Consider the following 17,768-nt stretch of genomic DNA (forward strand, 5'->3'; position numbering starts at 1 on the left):
TGATTCTATCAATGCCCTTGTCAAAAAAATTATTAGCTTTGACTATTAGCATGTTCTTAATAGTGTTAGGATCGGCCAGTCTAGTTGTGGCTGATACCGCACAACCCGACTTCAGCAATGAAAACTGTCTCAGTTGTCATGCTGAGGTGGGGCCGTTTATAACCACATCGGTCCACAGTGATTTTACGTGTTTAGCCTGCCATCCCAATATCGGCAGTGAACATCTTCAAGACTACCGGGCGGATTACGAGAAACCTGCGGAAACCCTGATATCACCGCAGCATATCCCGGAAACCTGTGGCGCCTGCCACGCTGAGGAATTGGACTCCTATATGGAGAGTGTTCACGGGCGCGGCCTGCTTCTAGGCAGTATCGAAACCGCCAATTGCATCGACTGCCATGGATCTCACAATGTTTTGGAGAGATCTGATCCTCAGGCCACCTATTCAGCCACCCGGCTGCCGGATACCTGTGCCAAGTGCCACGGGGGGGAAGCTCAGGAAAACTTTATTAAAGGTACAGAGCATAAATCCCTGGCTGCTGGCACTGGCATAGCGGAACACAATACACTCAAGTTCTTTGTCTGGCTGACCATTTTGACAGTAGTGGGCCTAATCGTGCATATGGAAGTGGAACTGTTCCACCTGTTTAAACGGTCCGGACGGAAAAAGAACTAGAAAGGGGTGAGTTTTCGTGGGCAGTGTATATCAGAGGTGGAATATTCATCACCGTCTGCAGCACATATTGCTGTTTGTGAGTTTTATTATCCTGGCCTTGACCGGGCTGCCCTTAAAGTATGCCGCCAAGGCCTGGGCAGTCAAGCTGTGCGCTGTTTTTGGCGGTTTCCACACCATGCTGACCATTCATAAGGTTGCTGCCGTAATGATGATCATCGCGGCTGTATACCACCTGGGCTACCTGGCCTACTGTCTGCTGGTGGCCAAACAGAGTTCTAAGGCCATGGTCCCGACGTTAAAAGACGTCACCGACCTGTTGGACCATATGGCTTACTGTCTGGGCATGACCAAGAAAGGAGCTCAATTTGACCGCTACTCCTACAAGGAAAAATTTGACTATTGGGCGGTCTTCTGGGGCATAGCCATCATGGTCGGTTCGGGACTGATACTCTGGTTTCCTCAAGTTTCCGCACAGTTTTTGTCCCGTACCTTCATTGATAGCGCCCAGGTGGCCCACAGCGACGAAGCCATCTTGGCCATAATGGCGGTTTTCGTATGGCATTTTTATAATGCTCATTTCAGCCCCATGGTATTTCCCATGAACAAGGTGTGGCTGGACGGCAAATTCTCGCACAAGGAGATGGAGGAATTCCATCCCTTGGAATTAAAGCACGACACCCCTCCGGTGGTAGGCCAGGAGGCAGTTGTATATGAAGGCTCCAGATTCCGTCGCAGCAGGGTATTGATAGCCATTCAAATGGTAGTCTATGCGGCGGTGTTAATCTGGTTCTTGTGGGGCTATCTGCCGCTGGGATTGATGTGAGGTAAGAATGCGCCACCCGCACCTGATAATATCTTCCTATGTGATTTACTGCCGCTGGGATTGATATGAAGGGAAGGGAAGGCTGCTGTTTCCCAAAGAAGCTATTGTGACTTAATCCTTTGTAAGGAAGTGATCGATTGTCTGGCGATAAAAGCTGGTTGACTAGATTCAGATCCATGAAAACGGGCCTGGTTCTGGTCCTGGTCATCATCCTGGCCTCCATAGCAGGAACGATTTTACCGCAGCAGCAGGGCTTGCATGGTTCTGCAGGAAAGTGGTTCAACTTGCTGCAGCTCGATGATGTGTTTCATTCCTGGTGGTATGCGACCTTATTGACACTTGCCGCCTTGAATCTGATGGCCTGCAGCTTTTATCGCCTTACCACCATCGCTCGTTGTGATAAAGGCCCCAGGCCTTTGTTGGAATGTAAGCAAGTGTCCCAACTAAAGCAACAGGTCGGTTTTTCCATAACTGGTCACTGTACGGAGCATGGCGATAGTATAATCAGGCTGCTTAGAGGCCGGGGATACGATACTTGGTCAGACCGGCCAGTTGCGGGAAAATATAGGATTGGCGCTGAACACGGGCGCCTACACCGGTGGGGATCAGTCATCACCCATGGCGGTTTTCTGATAATCATGCTGGGGGTATTAATCGGCTCGGTGTTCGGGTTTCAAAGCGGCATAAATGTGCCTGTGGGAGCCGTGTTCGGTCTGGACAGCATTCCCGGGACGGGAGTTGCTCCAGGCACAGAGGGCTTTAAACTGCAGGTGAATGACTTTTTGATCGAACGTTATGCTGATTCGTCACCCGCCGGGTATTTCAGCCGGGTAAGCATTATTGCCGATGGCGGAGTCCAGCAGACCGCAACTATTGGCGTCAACAGCCCGTTTAAGTACCAGGGAATCAAGTTTTATCAAGCTTCCTACGGGGAGGCCATCAGAGTAAGCATCGATGGCGCCGATGGCAATGTGATACGTTTGGGATTGATATTGCCAGGACAGCGTTTCTCGATACCGGGCACAGAATACAGTCTGGTTGCCTATGCTTCTGAATCGGAAATGCCGGCTGCGAACTCTGACGCTAATACCGTCGCCGATAACCCCGTTCCCGGTACGGAACTGGTTTACGCGGTCTTTAAGGGCGGTCAGCACCTTAGCATGGGCAAGGCTCGATTTGAAACACCGATATCGATTGGTGAACAGGGAAATACCGTTCAGTTCGTCGGCACTGTGCCTTATACCGGCCTTTTGGTCAAAAAAGATCCCGGGGTGCCCTTGATTTGGTTGGGTTCGTTTTTCCTCCTGACTGGTATGGGTATGTCATTCTTTCTTAATCCGCACCGGTTGTGGATCGTTTTAAAGCAGGAGGGGGCGTCAGTTCAGGTTTTAATAGGTGGCATTACCGGTAAAAATCAGTTGATGCTGGCAGAGAGTATCGAAACTATTAGCCAGGCAATTCAGCGGGGGACGGGTACTGTAAATCAAAAAATGACCAGCGAGAGCGAGGAGGCGTTGTTCAATGGGAATATATGAAGATCTGGCTTTCAGTACCGCCTTCGTGGCCTACACGGCGGCCATCCTGCTGTCTGTATGGGGGTTCGCCGCTAAGCACGAGCATGTTACTCGCTTTGCCGACTATATCACCGCTTGTGGCTGGGCAGCCAATACCTTGGCTTTAATACTGCGTACCATAAGCGCAGAAAGACTGCCTCTGTCTAATGGGTTTGAGTTCTTGGTGGCATTTGCCTGGGGAATTGTCTTGTTTTACATGTGGATGCGATACCGTCACCGCCTTCAGGCAGTAGGTTTGTTCCTTCTACCCATAGTCTGGGGCATTCTGGCATACGCAGCGGTTGAGATGCCGGCCAGCCAAAAAGCGATCACCCCGCTGATGCCGGCCTTAAAAAGCAATTGGTTGAGTGTGCACGTTGCAACTGCCATTTTGTCTTATGGAGCACTGGCAGTGTCTTTTGCCCTGGCGGTCATGCATTTGGTTAAAGAACGCTATGCCCAGAATAAATCCACTACTTCGAGATTATACAAGAACCTGCCCGGTATGGATGTACTGGACGAGTCTTGCTACCGCTTCATCACAATAGGGTTCTTCCTGCTTTCCATGGTTATTATCAGCGGAGCCATATGGGCGGAACAGGCCTGGGGGTCCTACTGGAGCTGGGACCCAAAGGAGACCTGGTCATTGATTACCTGGCTGATATACGGGGCCTGCTTGCATGTCAGGCAGACCTACGGCTGGCGTGGCCGACGTTCATCAGTGATAGCGGTCATCGGCTTCGCAGCGGTCTTGTTCACCTTCTTTGGAGTCAATTACTGGTTGGTGGGACTGCACAGCTACGCTTGATAATATGCTCCCCCCTCTTCCCTTGGGGGACGCAGGGATGCGGACATCCTTGCGTCCCCATATTCTTTACCCGCCTGATCAGATCCTGTTCGGAAAAACGGTTGTCACAGCAGAAGAATAACTGGGGAACAAGCCGCGATTTAAATTGTCGCGGTGAAGAATGCCCTTAGATGCTCATTTTGGTGCTTATCTGGAATTTTTATGCACTACAGGATATGATAGACTATTTATTAAAAGCTATAAGGAGGTTTAATTCATGAATACACTCGATGCGATTGCCCGGAGAAGAAGTATCCGAAAGTACAAAGCCGAACAGATCAAGGATGCGGATTTAGAGCAGATAATAAAGGCCGGGAAAATAGCTCCCAATGCTGGGCCTTTTCAGATTAGCGTGATTCAGAATGCTGAACTGCTCAACAAAATATCCGCAGTTTCCGTACAGGCGATGAAGGATTCGGGTATTAAGATGATGGTAAGCCGTGCAGAGATACCTGGATTTGATCCGCTTTATGGGGCACCCACCCTGGTGGTCTTGTCCGGTTCTGCCAAGAATCCCTACAGTCTGGCTAATATAGCTGCCGCCGGCGCCAATATGACTATCGCCGCCACCGCCCTGGGGCTGGGCTCATGTTTGATGGCTACTCCTGAACTGGGCTTTAAAGCCGATGCGGCTTTGGCTGCTCTCGCAGGTATTCCTGAAGGCAATGCGGTGATATTATGCGTTACCCTGGGCTACGCTGCAGAAGATGTCAAAATCCCTGATAGGGCTGAAACTGACAATGTGAATTATGTTAGGTAGGTTGCAGGCGATTTTATAACAGCCTGCCGCATATCAATTGAATCTCTACATAAGAGAGGCTGTCTCATATTCCAAAATGGACCTTGGGGACAGCCGTTGTTTTTGTACAATTAAGTTCCCTTTGTAAGGGCCGTTCCCTCAGTATGACCACCAGCTAACTGTTGGACCCACTCTGACTACAATTGGGAAAGCACATTTCAAAGGTAGTGCCCTGGGCATTGCTTTTGATCACTAAACGGGCATTATGTCGAGCGGCGATACTGTAGCATATCGAAAGTCCGAGCCCGGTTCCATTTCTTTTGGTGGTAAAGAAAGGGGTGCCGATTTTATCCATAATCTCCGGTCTGATGCCCGGTCCCTGGTCTTTGACATACAGTACCACATCATCATTGGTCACACTGGTTCCGATGGTGAGTATGCCGCCATAGGTCATGGCTTCCAGGCTGTTGTTAGCCAGATTTACCAGTACCTGCCGAATCTCATTCTGGTCGATCAAGAGCTTGGGGGTATGACCCAGCTTAAGGTCAATTTTCATGCCCTTGCCATTGGCTTCAGCCTCGAGCATGGGATAGAGGGATAAAACCACCTGATTAAGGCTTTGAGGCCTGAAACAGACCGCCTTATCCTTGGCCATACCCAGGAACTCAGTTATGATGGCATTGGCCCGGTCTAACTCCTCTACCATCAGGTCTATGAATTCGATATCTTCACTGTACTTCTCCCTGAATAACTGCAAAAAACCACGTACTGAAGTCATAGGGTTTCTGATTTCGTGACCGATACTGGCCGCCATGCTCCCGATTAGATTGAGCTCGGATAGTCGTGACATCTCATGCTCGATGCGCTTTTGTTCGGTTATGTCGATAAGGCTGGCAAGTCGGCATTTGGTGCCGTTTAACTGTATTAAGTGGCACCACAGCAAACCCTGTCGCACATCCCCGGAACGGCTGCGGAAACGCACCTCTGAGCCTTCCACTTTGCCATCCTTTAATAACTTTTGATCCAGCGAATCCTTGATTTGGGCATCCACATAGATATCGATATCATTGTGAGGTATGCCTATAATTTCATATCGCTCATATCCCAGATTATCACAGAAGGCCTGATTGGCATCGAGAAAAATGCCCTGCGAAAGATCGATCAAAGTCATCATTATGGGACTGTTATGGAATACCTTGGAAAATTTCTCCTCGGAAGAGCGCAGAGTGTTTTCAGCCTCTTTGCGTGCGGTGATATCGGTGCAGGTCCCGGCGGCACGCAGGGGTTTACCGTTATGGTCCCGGGAGACCACTTGGCCGCGGGCCAACATCCATTTCCATTGACCGGATTTGGTCAGCATGCGGTATTCCGCTTCAAAAAAAGGACTGGCCCCTGACAGGTGATTGATAGCAGCCTGCCTGACCAGCGGGTAGTCTTCAGGATGCATCAAGGTTGTCGCGGTTTCAAGGCAGGGTTCCAATTCTTGTTGCGAGTACCCGAGCATCTCAGCCCAGCGAGGGCTTAAATATGTGCTTTGATTCTTCAGGTCAAAATCCCAAAAGCCATCATGGCTAGCCTCCAGAACCAGTCGCAGACGTTCTTCACTCTGTTTTAAGGCCAGGTCGGCGGCCTCCAATTGGCGTATCCTCTCCATGCCCATCGAAGCCATCAGCTGTGCCATATGGGAGTAAAACCTCATTATTAGTTGAACTTCTGAATCAGGTATGATGGGCACCTTATGCAGGGCCTGTATATAAGCGTTCTCGTCGAAACCAAAGTCATGAGCCTGCTGGCGGAAAAAGTCCTCGTCAGGTGGTTCGTTAAATACTTGTCCCAAATAGAGTGTGGCCAGATGCTGACCGTCCACCACCACCGGAGTGGCATAATCGATCAAACCGTTAAGGCAGTGGATTTTGGTATAAGAGCCAAACCGCAGGCGCTGCGAGGCATAAGTGTTGCTCATACGGCAGCGTTTTTCAGTCTGAGGACAGGCGCGGTGGAAATTCAGGCATATCTCGGTCCAGCCGTTGCGGCATAAAATATTGTTGTCAGAGTCCATTAAAGTATGTCGTATTCCAGTCAGTTCATAGAATGAGTCCATCAATTGCTGCAGCAGGGGAAGATCGATAAGTTCGGAGATATGGTATGTACGGGCACAATTGATGGTCGGCCGGTTTAACCGCCCATCCGCAATTGGAGTCTGCACCGGGCTGCTATCCGAGTCCGAGGACGCAGTCCCATCGCAGACATCATGATTGAAGATGGGACGTGTTTGGTTAACCCCAACCATTTTGGCCGCCTGCTGCAACAACTGAACGAACAGCTGTTGAGAGGTTTGGACATTTCGACTCACGATATGTTTGCCCCTTATAGTGTCATATTTTCTATAACAATAACCTATAAAACCGACGCAATTTGTCGAATATGGTAATTGGCATTTTTTTTGTGCATTTTGGTGTGGAGTGTTCAAATCATGAATGAGATGGGGAAGCCGTTTTTAATAAAGTCTTCTACAATGATGGCGGCCTGTTCTTCTGAATATTCCTCCTGAGTAAGCCACCACTTGGCAACTACCATGTAAAAAGAGGTGGTCAGACTGTTAAGCAACGTATGTGGATACTGATTTTGGGGATATAGTTCCTCATCCTTGGCTGCGGCCAGTTTCTCCGAAAAATGTGATTGAAGGCACCTTTCGATCTGCTGGTTTAATACGTATACCGAGACATGATTGAGAAGGGTCCGCAAAGTCTCTTTATTGCGGCTCAGGTTTCTCAGAAACGCATGGATGTTTGCTGACAACAAAACAGGTGATGAGTCTTCATCACCACCCTGACAAATTGATGGGGACAATAATGCACAAGTGCTTTCATGCAATATATCTTGGAATAAAGCATCAATGCTCTCGTATCTATTGTAAAAGGTTTTGCGGTTGATCATAGCCCGCTCGGCAATATCTTTTATGGTGACATGCTGGTAGCCTTTTTCCGCGATCAACTCCAAAAAGGCCGTTTTAATCATCTTCTTGCTGCGCCTCACGCGCAGGTCCGATGGTTTCATCCATTCACACCCTTATTACAGAAATTAACAAATAAGTAAATAGGCAACTAAGTCTCGGTTCCAGTGAGTTAAGCCACATTATGGGTCAATTTGACCATTGAATTGTCTGGGGAAATCCTTAAAATAGTTGATGTTGTGTTTCTATTCTAATACAATTGCGCAACCATATGTGCCGACAAATACCGATAAAATGGGACACAGGCACAAAAGACAAATTAGCAGTAATAACAATAATGAAACACCAATATAATAATAAGTTATGTAGGAGGATGTTTAATGACACCACAAAACTTTTTAGGGGATTGGGTAAATTTTCAGCAAAATATGTTGAATCTTTTCCAGGAAAGCATTAACCCCCAACCCAGGTCGGAAGAGAAAGAAAATAATTCCTCAGGCTGGTTTGAGGTGAGTATGAAACCGGTTCAGGATTTGATGCAGAAGTGGATGGATATGTCCAGCGCATTTTTTGATCAGAGTATGAAGAGCATAGCTGAGGCATATCCACAGCAGCAGGAATTGGTCAATAAGATGCTGGGAAGCGTTAATCTTTATCAGAATCTCAAGTCCTTCTGGGAGAGCCTGAATACGGCCATAGTCGGGCCGGACAGCGATGTGACAGAGTTCTATGACAAATGCAAAAAAGACTATGTTCAGATGCTCAACCATAATATCCTACCGCTGTGGCCTGAACAAGTACAGAATCTTTTCAAACAGTCGATGGAAATCCATGATATGGCCGAAGAAAGCAGCAAAAACATGTTTAGGCCCTGGTTGCAGACCGCCAACGAACTGCAAGCCCTACTGCACAAGAGCATAGGCGGTGATCAGGAGGCTTATGTGGAATTCAACAAGTTGTGGCAAGAGAATTTCTCGGCCAGCTTCGGTAAAATTTTTAGCATTCCACAGTTTTCCATGAACAGAGAGATGATGCAGAAGCAGATGCATAGCATAAATGCTCTGATAAGTTACATTAACACCATGAATCAATTCATGGGAACAATGGTCAAAGTCAATCAACAGACCCTGCAGAAAATAATTAAAGAATACCAACAGATGGTGGTGGCAGGAACCAATCCTAAAACCTATAAAGAATTCTATGATTACTGGTGGAAAACTAATGAAGAGGCCTATCTCAAGGTTTTCGCCACCCCTGAATTCTCCGAGGTCATGGGGAAAGCCTTGGATGCCGGGGTCAACTTCAAAAAGGAGTTCGATGGTCTTGTTGAAAAACAATTGGAGTTTTTACCCTACCCAAGCAGAAATGATATGGACAGTGTTTATAAAACCTTGGACAGCTTGAAAAGAGAAATCCGCAGTTTGAAGAAAGAAATCGCCGCATTAAAAGAGGGCAAAGCAAAAAACAACCAGTCAAAGAATAATTGAAGAAGCATGATTGAGGAGGGTAAAATGGTAAGCGTTTTCGATATAGAAAAAAACATCAGCGAAATGCTGGAAAGCCAGAAGAAATTCATCAGCAGTTTGGATTTGCTTGTCAATATGGGAGACCCCCAATCGGACACTACCGCTAAAGACCTGATATACCAGGAAGACAAGATGAAGCTCTATCACTACCGGCCTTTGGCTAAAAAGACCTGCAAGGTGCCCACTTTGATAATCTATGCTCTGGTAAACCGTCACTATATGATGGATCTGCAACCTGACCGCAGCGTGATCAAGAATTTACTGGAGTTGGGATTGGATCTGTACATCATTGACTGGGGATACCCCACTGCCGAGGATAAGTATATCACCCTGGATGATTACATCGATGTTTACATTGAAAATGCCGTTAATCGGGTCTTGAAGGAATCGGGTGCCAGCAAGTTGAATATCCTGGGGGTTTGCCAGGGGGGCACCTTCTCTGCAGTTTATACCGCTTTAAACCCCCAGAAGGTTAAAAACCTCATTACCATGGTAGCGCCGATCGACTTTGAATCCGGGGCTTCAGATGGCTTGCTTTTTAAATGGAGCCAGAACCTGAATGTAGATAACATGGTGGATACCTTCGGGGTAATCCCGGGGGAACTCTTAAACGGCGGGTTTGATATGCTCAAACCTTTTCAATTGATGATCAATAAATACCTGGGCATTATCGATAACTTTGATGATCCGGAAACAGCGGCCAATTTCATTCGCATGGAAAAATGGATTCTGGATAGCCCCGACCAAGCCGGTGAAGCCTATCGGCGTTTTATCAAAGATTTCTATCAGGAAAATAAGTTGGTCAAAGGCACCCTGGAGATCGGCGGTCGGGTCGTTGACCTGGAGGATATCGACATGCCGGTACTCAACATTTATGGCGAGCAAGATCACCTGGTACCACCATCTGCCACCATTCCTTTCAATGATTATATAAGCAGTGCTGATAACGAATTGGTAGGTTTCCCAGTTGGTCATATCGGCATGTATGTCAGCGCTAAAGCCCAAAAGCTTTTGGCGCCCAAGATAGCGGAATGGCTGTGGGAAAGAGATAAATAGACACTGTCTCGATTGAATCGGATAGGTTTTGATACAGCCGCAGGCCTAAGGCCTTATCAACTGCTATAAAGGTAATTATGAGATGATTGATTTAAAATCAATGGGGTTATTAAAAGGAGATTTTTATATGGTGGAGAATACTTACAGCGAACTCAAGGTCGGGGATACCGGTTATGTGGAAAAGACCATCAGCGAAACCGATGTCTATCAATACGCCGGCATAACCGGAGATTTCAGCTGGTTGCATGTAAACCAGATGAGAGCCCAACAGGGCCACTTCAAAACCCGCATCGTACATGGGATGCTCTTGATGGGCCTGATCTCCAATGTAGTCGGCAATCTGATGCCAGGAGCGGGTACTATTTATGAGGCTCAGAATGTGAGGTTTTTAAAGCCCTGTTACATCGGGGACACCATCAGAGCCCAGACCGAAGTCATTCAACTGCTGGACAAAGGCAGAGTGCGTTTGCGTACCTTGTGCGTGAACCAAAAAGGGGAACTGCTCATCGAAGGTGAGGCCATAGTAATACCGCCCCGTCAGCATATCGTTGACCTGCCCTGTCCGGGAATAGAAGCAGCCCAGGCTATAAATGTAAAGGCCTAGGCACAGCCCAAAGACCCCGGGCGGATTGTCCCGCAGGGGATAGCGAAAGAACTGTAGCTTCATCTTCAAAGGCCTGGGTTTTCGCGTGATAGCTGGAAATCAGGCCTTTAGTAGTTTTTGCTTAACAAGGATATTGACAACCCTTGGGGTGTATGTTACATGATGGGTAAGTGAATAATTAATGGTGTTAGCCTACGCGGGGCAAGAGTGCTAACAAATATTACGGAAAAGGAGTTGTTAAGAATGGCTGGACTGGTTCCTTTTAACAGAAACAAGTTGTGGTTGAGGCCTTCTGGTTTTGAGGAATTTTACAACATGCTTGATGACTTTTTTAATGATACCCGCATAATGCCGAGAAGCCTGGCGGCAGATACTTTCAAGATCGATGTTCAGGACACTGAAAAGGAATATATTATCGACGCCGAATTGCCCGGAGCCTCCAAAGAGGAGGTCAGCCTGGAATTCAACGAAGGTCGGCTCACCATCTCTGTCAACCGAGAAGAGAATGTGGAAGAAGAAAAGAAGAATTACATCCACAAAGAGAGACGCGTAAGCTCCATGCAGCGCAGCATGTATCTGGCTGATGCTGACGCTGATGGCATTAAAGCCAGGCTGGAAGATGGCATGTTGCATGTCAATGTTCCTAAGCTGGCAAAAAAAGAGAGCAGCTTCAAAATTGATATAGAATGATCCTTTCAACTATCTATGAAGAAGCACTAGGGCAGCCCCTCCTAGTGCTTTATTTATGCTGGGTTACTGCTCTGCCGCTGGCATACCCCAACAACCGGCAGTAGACAGCAGCAGAATATCTGACCAACCCGCACTGCAGCTGGATCGCACTCCAGGCTGATAAATTCCTTGCGGCTGAATGTTGTGCCCGCCAGGAAAAATATTGCCCGATAAGCTGTTTGTGAATCTTGTCCTAACCTGCCGGAATCCACTTCAACCATCATATAACTGAATATATGCTGACAGCCCAGGCTATCTCTTTTTTGGGTTTGTTGGGTATATTTACATCATCTGGCCTTTTACCACATTCTGCCGCTCTATATCAGAGAGCTTTCCATACCGCAACCGGTTGCCCAGCAAATAAACCCGTATTTGCCGGGTTTGAGCAACCTTGCAAGCTGGTGCCATAATCGCTGGTAGGCAAGTGAGAGATAGCCAGTTGTCAGCATATCCCATTACCCCGAATTTTAGCTTGGGAAAACAAAATTGCATAATTCTCTTCAGGACTTGTCATTACAGCCAGTCTTGTCCAATTAAGAGAGTCTGTAGGCGGTTTGAGGATAAATGGTCTTTTCTTTAGACTATAACAAAACTACCAGTGTGCTCGCCGTAATATATCAGACCAGTCCTCTCTAAAGGAGGCAGTTATGAAAGGAGTCTTGCATGCCGATCAAAAAGTTGTGCAGCATAGTATTGATGACTGCCCTGATGTTCTCTGCTCTGTCTGTAGCAGCCCCAGGCAATGCCGCTGCCGCTAACCTTGCCTGGGGCTCACGGGGAAATGAAGTAATGCAATTGCAGGCGACGCTCAATTCCAGGGGCTTCTGGTGCGGGCCGGCCGACGGCATATTTGGCCCCAATACATATCAAGCAGTAGTAAACTTTCAAAGAAGTGTTTTTCTTGCCCCTGACGGTATCGTCGGTCCCAATACCCGGGCGGCCTTGTACACTGACACATCGGTATCGCGGGGGGAAAAGACCGATATGGTCAGGTATCCCAAACTGAGCAAAGCCAACGGCCGCTTCGGGCAGTTCCGCTATCGTGATTTGACCGGGGGAAGGATCGAAGTCGACCCGGTGTGGGTGGCTAACAATATCGTCACCATTAAGTTGCCCGGCCTGAATCGCAATGTGCAGGTGCACAGACTAGCCGCGAATCAGTTTATCCAAGCCTTCAACCTTATCAAAAATGGCAGCGCTATTGTGAATGGACGCACCGTATCCTTGCTCAGTCTGGTCTGGACAATGGACGGAACCTATGTGCCCAGGCATATAAACTGGAATCCGGCTAAAGGACTGAGTAATCATTCCTGGGGGACGGCTATAGATATTAATGCCGCCACTCATTTACGTTATGTCAACTCCTGGGAACGAAGCGACCCCAATCTGATACTGTGGGAAAAGGCCTTCGGTCCAGCCGGTTTCAGTTGGGGAAACAGCTACGGTGATGCTATGCACTATGAATTGTTATATTAGTGTCATACATAAATTTTATAATAAACCGCATTGACAACCTGGCTAACATAAAAAACGCCCGCCAATCAGCGGGCGTTTCTCCTGACTTTTGCAAAATAGAGGAAGAAGAAAGCTCTCCGCGCCCCTAGATGATAGGCAATTGAGAGCTTTTCTTTTAATTGTAGGATTGTATATCTAAGCTTTGCGGATGTCTTTCAGTTTACCATACGGTAAGATTTCAGGAAGTTGTAAAGTACTTAGGATTGCCGAAAAGTCTTCATTTGATTGGTTCTTTAGATAATATGAGCTGTTGCTTTTTGCATCATCAATAACAGTAAGATTAGCACTTCGAAGAGCATCTTGGATCTTTTCGGTAGACAACTCAAGTTTTTCTTTTCTGAGTTTGTATTCTAGATACCGCTGGATTACCAAAGCCAGGTAGCACATTACGAAATGGCCGCGAATACTCGATTCTGTCCAAACAAAGATGGGTCTGGCCTCTAAATTGCTTTTCATAACCCTGAAGCTCTCCTCAATCTTCCAAAGGCCTTGATAGATCCCTATCACCTGCGCCGCTGACAGGCTTTTGTCCGAGCTTTGAATTCCATAATATCCATCGAATTGTGCATCCATTTCAACCTGATTTTCGTTGAATGAAACGTGATCGTCATCAAAAATGGCCAGTTGCACATACTTTTTGCCACCCTTTTTCATTTCTGCTTTGAGACTGGATTTGGAGTCCACAAGGCGCCGGGACTTCTCTATCAATCGTTCGCGGTCTCTACGGTCTTTCTCAGCACGTTTAGCTGACCAAGTTATCACCATATTGTCATCGAGCAAGACTTTTTCGCCATTAATCTTAACACTGTTCTGAAAATTGCAGACCTTCCATTTAAATTGCGGGCTCTCCACAGTGTAGCCCTCGTCCCCAAGAACTAGGTTCTTAATTGCTTTACTTGCAGATCGGATTTTGTATGCCATGACATAATCAAAACCTTTTGACCTGAGGTAGGCCAGGTTCTGTTTAGAATTTAGCCCACGATCAGCGGTTATTATAATCTTCTTTATGCCATAGGTTTCCCGTAAGTATTCCATAACTGGCACCAGCGTCTTAAAATCATTGGTATTTCCGGGGAACAGTTCATAGCTAATTGGGATGCCCTCATCGTCAATTAAGAGCCCCATTACGACTTGGACCTGATTTACTTTGTTGTCTTTAGAATAACCGAACTTCTTAAGTTCATCGGCTCTGACTGACTCAAAGTAATAAGTGGTAACATCGTAGAAAGCAACTCCAAGGTTGCGTGTCATTTTAAGTGATAGCTGCTTGTTCAAGTGCCTTTCCAGAGATTTCTTTTCATTGGCAAGAAAAGAAAGACTCCGGTATATTTGTTCTAAATTCATTTCCTTGGAGTTGATAAAGAACTCCTTTTGTTCAAAGCTCTTTTTCTTTGATGCCGGTTTTAGCAGCCGGAAGTAAACGAGCATAGATGTCGTATCTTTGACTTTGAACTTAAGGTTGGAATCACGCTTCTGGCGATAATCGAAGAAGTAATCAAGTTTCAATTCATCCCAGATACTCTCGTATACCTTAACGCCGTAATTACGAATAGGAAAGCCTTTAGCAGCGTCGTTATCAGATCCTTCCAGGTAATGCTGGATATCTTTAAATATTGCTTCTTGTTTAAGACTCTCGTTGAAAGCCCTGGACTCCCGGCATTCTCTGCGCAAACGATTCAGAATTCCAGGCTCCTGCGCTTCCAATTCGTCTGCACGCCCTAATACCTTAAGTACCCTGGTCTTGGGCTTCTTATTAACTGGATCCCGATAAGACTCCACGATTCTCACATATTTGATCCCTCGGCTGTTATATACCTGTAGACTGCTCATGCCTGCACCCCTCGTATGAACCAAGTATAGTATAACCATATTATAACATACATACGTTAGATATACAGTAGAGGGATATAAAAAATACCCGATAAATACTAATATTACAGCATTTACACGGGTATTCTTTTCAGCTTATCTGCAAAAGTCAGGAAAAACGCCCGCCAATCAGCGGGCGTTTCTCGACTGCTTAAGGTGCTGCTCGATCATCGTCAACATTGCCAACAGAGGTTTTCGCTAGCCAAAGCGGCAGGTGAGAAGTGGATGCCCTATTTTCCAATGGAAGGAATGACATACTCCTGGCCCCTTTGCCTTTATGCTCACTCTCCTTAGATGTCCATAACAGCTCAGCACCGGGGCGGCTCTCCGGTGCTTTTTGGATCTGAAACAGCCAACATTTGAACTATCCGGGTAATGACTCTTACTGCCGCATGCATCGATTCAAGGCTTATGAATTCAAAGCGGCTGTGAAAATTATGACCACCGGTAAAGATGTTGGGGCACGGCAGACCCATGTAGGACAAGCGGGCTCCATCTGTACCCCCTCGCACCGGTTTGATCAAGGGGGTTACGCCCTCCTTAAGCATGGCCAATTCAGCCAGAGTCACTATGTGATACACCGGATCAATCTTTTCTTTCATGTTATAATACTGGTCCTGCATATGAAGACTGACTGTCTTTGGGCCATACTTGCTGTTAAGGAAATCTACGCAGCTCTTCAAGAAGGCTTTCTTGGATTCAAACCTGCCCCGGTCATGATTTCTAATTATATAAGTCATTTGGGCTGCCTCCACGTTGCCTTGCAGGTTGGTAAGGTGGTAAAAGCCTTCATAATCACGGGTATATTCTGGACGCTCCTGTGGAGGCAGCATGGCATTCAATTCCATAGCCAGCAGGTTGGCATTTTTCATACGCATATAGGCTGAGCCGGGATGAACATTACAGCCTTTGATGTCAAGCTGTGCCAGGGCTGCATTGAAGGTTTCATATTCCAACTCTCCCAATGCGCCGCCGTCAACTGTATAAGCAAAATCTGCCCCGAAAGCAGCCACATCAAAATAGTCCGCACCGTGACCAATCTCTTCGTCGGGGGTAAAAGCTACCGCCAGCCTGCCATGTTCAAAATTATTCTGTGCCAGGATGCCGGCTAACGCGGTTATAATTATGGCGATGCCGGCTTTATTATCTGCTCCTAGTAGGGTGGTTCCGTCGCTGGTAATGATGGTTTGGCCTTGGTAATGGCTCAGTTCTGGAAAGTCCCGTACTTTTAAGGTCAGGTTTATGGCTTGATTTAGCATCAGGTCACCGCCATCGTAGTCTGCAAACACCTGGGGCTGCACATTTTTGCCAGTTACTTCCGGACTGGTATCAAGATGGGCAATAAATCCAACCGTGGGAATGTTTTTATCTGTGTTAGCAGGTATTTCAGCCATTAGATAACCTTTGTCACTGAGGCTTACTTTGCTAAAACCTAACTGCCACAGCTCCTTTTCCAGCAGGCGCGCCAATTCCAGCTGGCCTGGGGTGCTGGGATGAGTACCGCTTTGTACGGCAGACTGTGTATCAATCCTCACATATTTTAAGAACCTATCCAGTAATGATTGCATATTTTCCTCCTACGGACTTAGTCGGTTTTCTTCTATAGCTTTTTCCCGTTGAGGCTGTGTTCATCCTAACCTAATCGACACTCAAGAGCGGTTGTAAAACATCCCCATAGGCTTTTTCAGGGGAGGCTGAAGTGTGCCTGCTAAGTCCTCCCGCCTTGACAGGGCTTTGCTTGTCAAGCAGTAAAACGACGAAGAGAAGCAATTAGCACTGCCCATGCAAGGATGGCCATGAAGACGAACGCTCAGCGTGGAGACTGAATGGTCGCAATGTACAGCGGAAGCAGTATCAGTACTGGTCAAGGAGATGTTTTGGAGCATTAACACCGGATAAAAACACTGTGACGGTCACGGCCGGTTCGGTTTTAATCAATTATGGTTACCATTTCCTCCAGGGGTTTTCTATTGATAGTTGCTTCAGGTTGAGTGGGATAGCCGAGCACAATCATACTGACGACATCAAGTTCATCAGGAATGTTTAGCAGCTGTTTGATTTGGTCGGTTTCATAAAGACTGAACCATAAGGTGCCCAAACCGAGTGCATGGGCGGCCAGATGCATGTTCTGAATGGCGGCGCAGCAAGAAAAGGCATAACCGGTGCCCCGGCCGGGTAGAAATTGATCTGCCCCAGTTTTCTTGGGGTCGCCTACTACCACTAAAATCACCGGGGCTTCGGTTAAGAAATCAATATTAAATTTGCTGACCCATTTCCAGCCGCTGGCTTCGTAAATTTTCTTCAGGGTTTCCTGGCAACTGGCCTTCAAACGGGCTTGAACCTCTGGGTTCCTTACTACCAGGAACTTCCAGGGCTGGAGGTTCATCACCGAGGGAGCCCAGCGGCCAGCCTCTAAAATAGCATTCAGCTTTTCCTCTTCTACCGGCTGACTCAAAAAGCTGCGATAGGAACGTCTCCCTTTAATGGCAGTAAAAATATCCATATTACTCCTCCTCCGCTAAATATTATTTCTACAATTACCACTATACAATGATTTACTAATTATGGGAACACGTGAGCAGTGTGCTTTAACGATTGGCGGCAACTAGATAAACCTTTTTAAAGCCAAGAGACAACCTCTTGGTCGATTTAGGATGCTGAAGAGTATATGATGTGACGGGTCCAGCGCAGGCGGAGGGTGCCACCTCCTTCTGTGCATTATACCCCATGAAATCCTGGCTGATGCAATACCGACGGGATATACTGCCCACTTTTTCGACACCAAGAAATTATCTGGGATATTGAATTTTATCCCGAATTGAAGTATATATATTTTTGACAACTCTGGACCAGAGTGTCCAATTATTGATTTTTTCG

The 17,768-nt window shown here is 47.0% G+C and carries 16 protein-coding genes; 10 read left to right on the forward strand and 6 right to left on the reverse strand.

What is annotated here, in order from left to right; all coding sequences use genetic code 11:
* Positions 1–11: 11 nt before the first annotated feature.
* From AC15IQ_RS09530 to AC15IQ_RS09550, 5 genes are all read left to right on the forward strand, one after another.
* Positions 12–677 (forward strand): multiheme c-type cytochrome, encoded by a 666-nt coding sequence (locus AC15IQ_RS09530; protein ID WP_483178769.1) that lies wholly within the window; start codon positions 12–14, stop codon positions 675–677.
* Between the two features lie 16 nt (positions 678–693).
* A complete protein-coding gene (locus AC15IQ_RS09535; RefSeq protein ID WP_483178770.1) occupies positions 694–1,500 on the forward strand; it encodes a formate dehydrogenase subunit gamma in 807 nt (268 codons plus the stop codon).
* A 176-nt stretch (positions 1,501–1,676) separates the two neighbouring features.
* Positions 1,677–3,035 (forward strand): cytochrome c biogenesis ResB family protein, encoded by a 1,359-nt coding sequence (locus tag AC15IQ_RS09540; protein WP_483178771.1) that lies wholly within the window; start codon positions 1,677–1,679, stop codon positions 3,033–3,035.
* Entirely contained in the window at positions 3,022–3,861 is an 840-nt protein-coding gene (gene ccsB, locus AC15IQ_RS09545) for a c-type cytochrome biogenesis protein CcsB (RefSeq protein ID WP_483178773.1), read from the forward strand. The genes AC15IQ_RS09540 and ccsB overlap by 14 nt, the downstream gene beginning before the upstream one ends.
* Positions 3,862–4,117: 256 nt before the next feature.
* A complete protein-coding gene (locus AC15IQ_RS09550) occupies positions 4,118–4,660 on the forward strand; it encodes a nitroreductase family protein (protein WP_483178774.1) in 543 nt (180 codons plus the stop codon).
* Between the two features lie 154 nt (positions 4,661–4,814).
* Here the strand turns inward: AC15IQ_RS09550 and AC15IQ_RS09555 are convergent, their stop codons facing one another.
* Positions 4,815–6,992, reverse strand: coding sequence for a PocR ligand-binding domain-containing protein (locus AC15IQ_RS09555; protein WP_483178775.1), 2,178 nt, complete (start codon positions 6,990–6,992; stop codon positions 4,815–4,817).
* Positions 6,993–7,105: 113 nt separating this feature from the next.
* A complete protein-coding gene (locus AC15IQ_RS09560) occupies positions 7,106–7,696 on the reverse strand; it encodes a TetR/AcrR family transcriptional regulator (RefSeq protein ID WP_483178776.1) in 591 nt (196 codons plus the stop codon).
* A gap of 276 nt (positions 7,697–7,972) precedes the next feature.
* Here AC15IQ_RS09560 and AC15IQ_RS09565 point away from each other — a divergent pair, with 276 nt between their 5' ends.
* The 4 genes from AC15IQ_RS09565 (at position 7,973) to AC15IQ_RS09580 (ending at position 11,468) form a co-directional block, all read left to right on the forward strand.
* Complete coding sequence (locus AC15IQ_RS09565; protein WP_483178778.1) at positions 7,973–9,079, forward strand: poly(R)-hydroxyalkanoic acid synthase subunit PhaE; 1,107 nt, start codon at positions 7,973–7,975, stop codon at positions 9,077–9,079.
* 24 nt (positions 9,080–9,103) lie between these two features.
* On the forward strand, positions 9,104–10,174 hold the full coding sequence (gene phaC / locus AC15IQ_RS09570) for a class III poly(R)-hydroxyalkanoic acid synthase subunit PhaC (protein WP_483178780.1): 1,071 nt from the start codon (positions 9,104–9,106) through the stop codon (positions 10,172–10,174).
* Positions 10,175–10,301: 127 nt separating this feature from the next.
* Positions 10,302–10,778 carry a MaoC family dehydratase gene (locus AC15IQ_RS09575; protein WP_483178781.1) on the forward strand — a complete coding sequence of 159 codons (477 nt, stop codon included), beginning with the start codon at positions 10,302–10,304 and terminating at the stop codon, positions 10,776–10,778.
* Positions 10,779–11,021: 243 nt separating this feature from the next.
* A complete protein-coding gene (locus AC15IQ_RS09580) occupies positions 11,022–11,468 on the forward strand; it encodes an Hsp20/alpha crystallin family protein (protein WP_483178782.1) in 447 nt (148 codons plus the stop codon).
* Between the two features lie 53 nt (positions 11,469–11,521).
* Here the strand turns inward: AC15IQ_RS09580 and AC15IQ_RS09585 are convergent, their stop codons facing one another.
* Positions 11,522–11,731: a hypothetical protein gene (locus AC15IQ_RS09585; RefSeq protein WP_483178784.1), complete on the reverse strand. Its 210-nt coding sequence runs from the start codon at positions 11,729–11,731 to the stop codon at positions 11,522–11,524.
* A gap of 439 nt (positions 11,732–12,170) precedes the next feature.
* Here AC15IQ_RS09585 and AC15IQ_RS09590 point away from each other — a divergent pair, with 439 nt between their 5' ends.
* On the forward strand, positions 12,171–12,983 hold the full coding sequence (locus AC15IQ_RS09590) for a peptidoglycan-binding protein (RefSeq protein ID WP_483178786.1): 813 nt from the start codon (positions 12,171–12,173) through the stop codon (positions 12,981–12,983).
* A gap of 174 nt (positions 12,984–13,157) precedes the next feature.
* Here the strand turns inward: AC15IQ_RS09590 and AC15IQ_RS09595 are convergent, their stop codons facing one another.
* The 3 genes from AC15IQ_RS09595 to AC15IQ_RS09605 form a co-directional block, all read right to left on the reverse strand.
* Complete coding sequence (locus AC15IQ_RS09595) at positions 13,158–14,852, reverse strand: IS1634 family transposase (RefSeq protein ID WP_483176844.1); 1,695 nt, start codon at positions 14,850–14,852, stop codon at positions 13,158–13,160.
* 347 nt (positions 14,853–15,199) lie between these two features.
* A complete protein-coding gene (gene pepT / locus AC15IQ_RS09600; protein ID WP_483178788.1) occupies positions 15,200–16,459 on the reverse strand; it encodes a peptidase T in 1,260 nt (419 codons plus the stop codon).
* Positions 16,460–16,821: 362 nt separating this feature from the next.
* A complete protein-coding gene (locus AC15IQ_RS09605; protein WP_483178789.1) occupies positions 16,822–17,394 on the reverse strand; it encodes a nitroreductase family protein in 573 nt (190 codons plus the stop codon).
* Between the last annotated feature and the right edge of the window lie 374 nt (positions 17,395–17,768).

This window comes from Syntrophomonas sp. DTU019 (assembly GCA_913757435.1).
Taxonomy (GTDB): Bacteria; Bacillota; Syntrophomonadia; order Syntrophomonadales; family Syntrophomonadaceae; genus DTU019.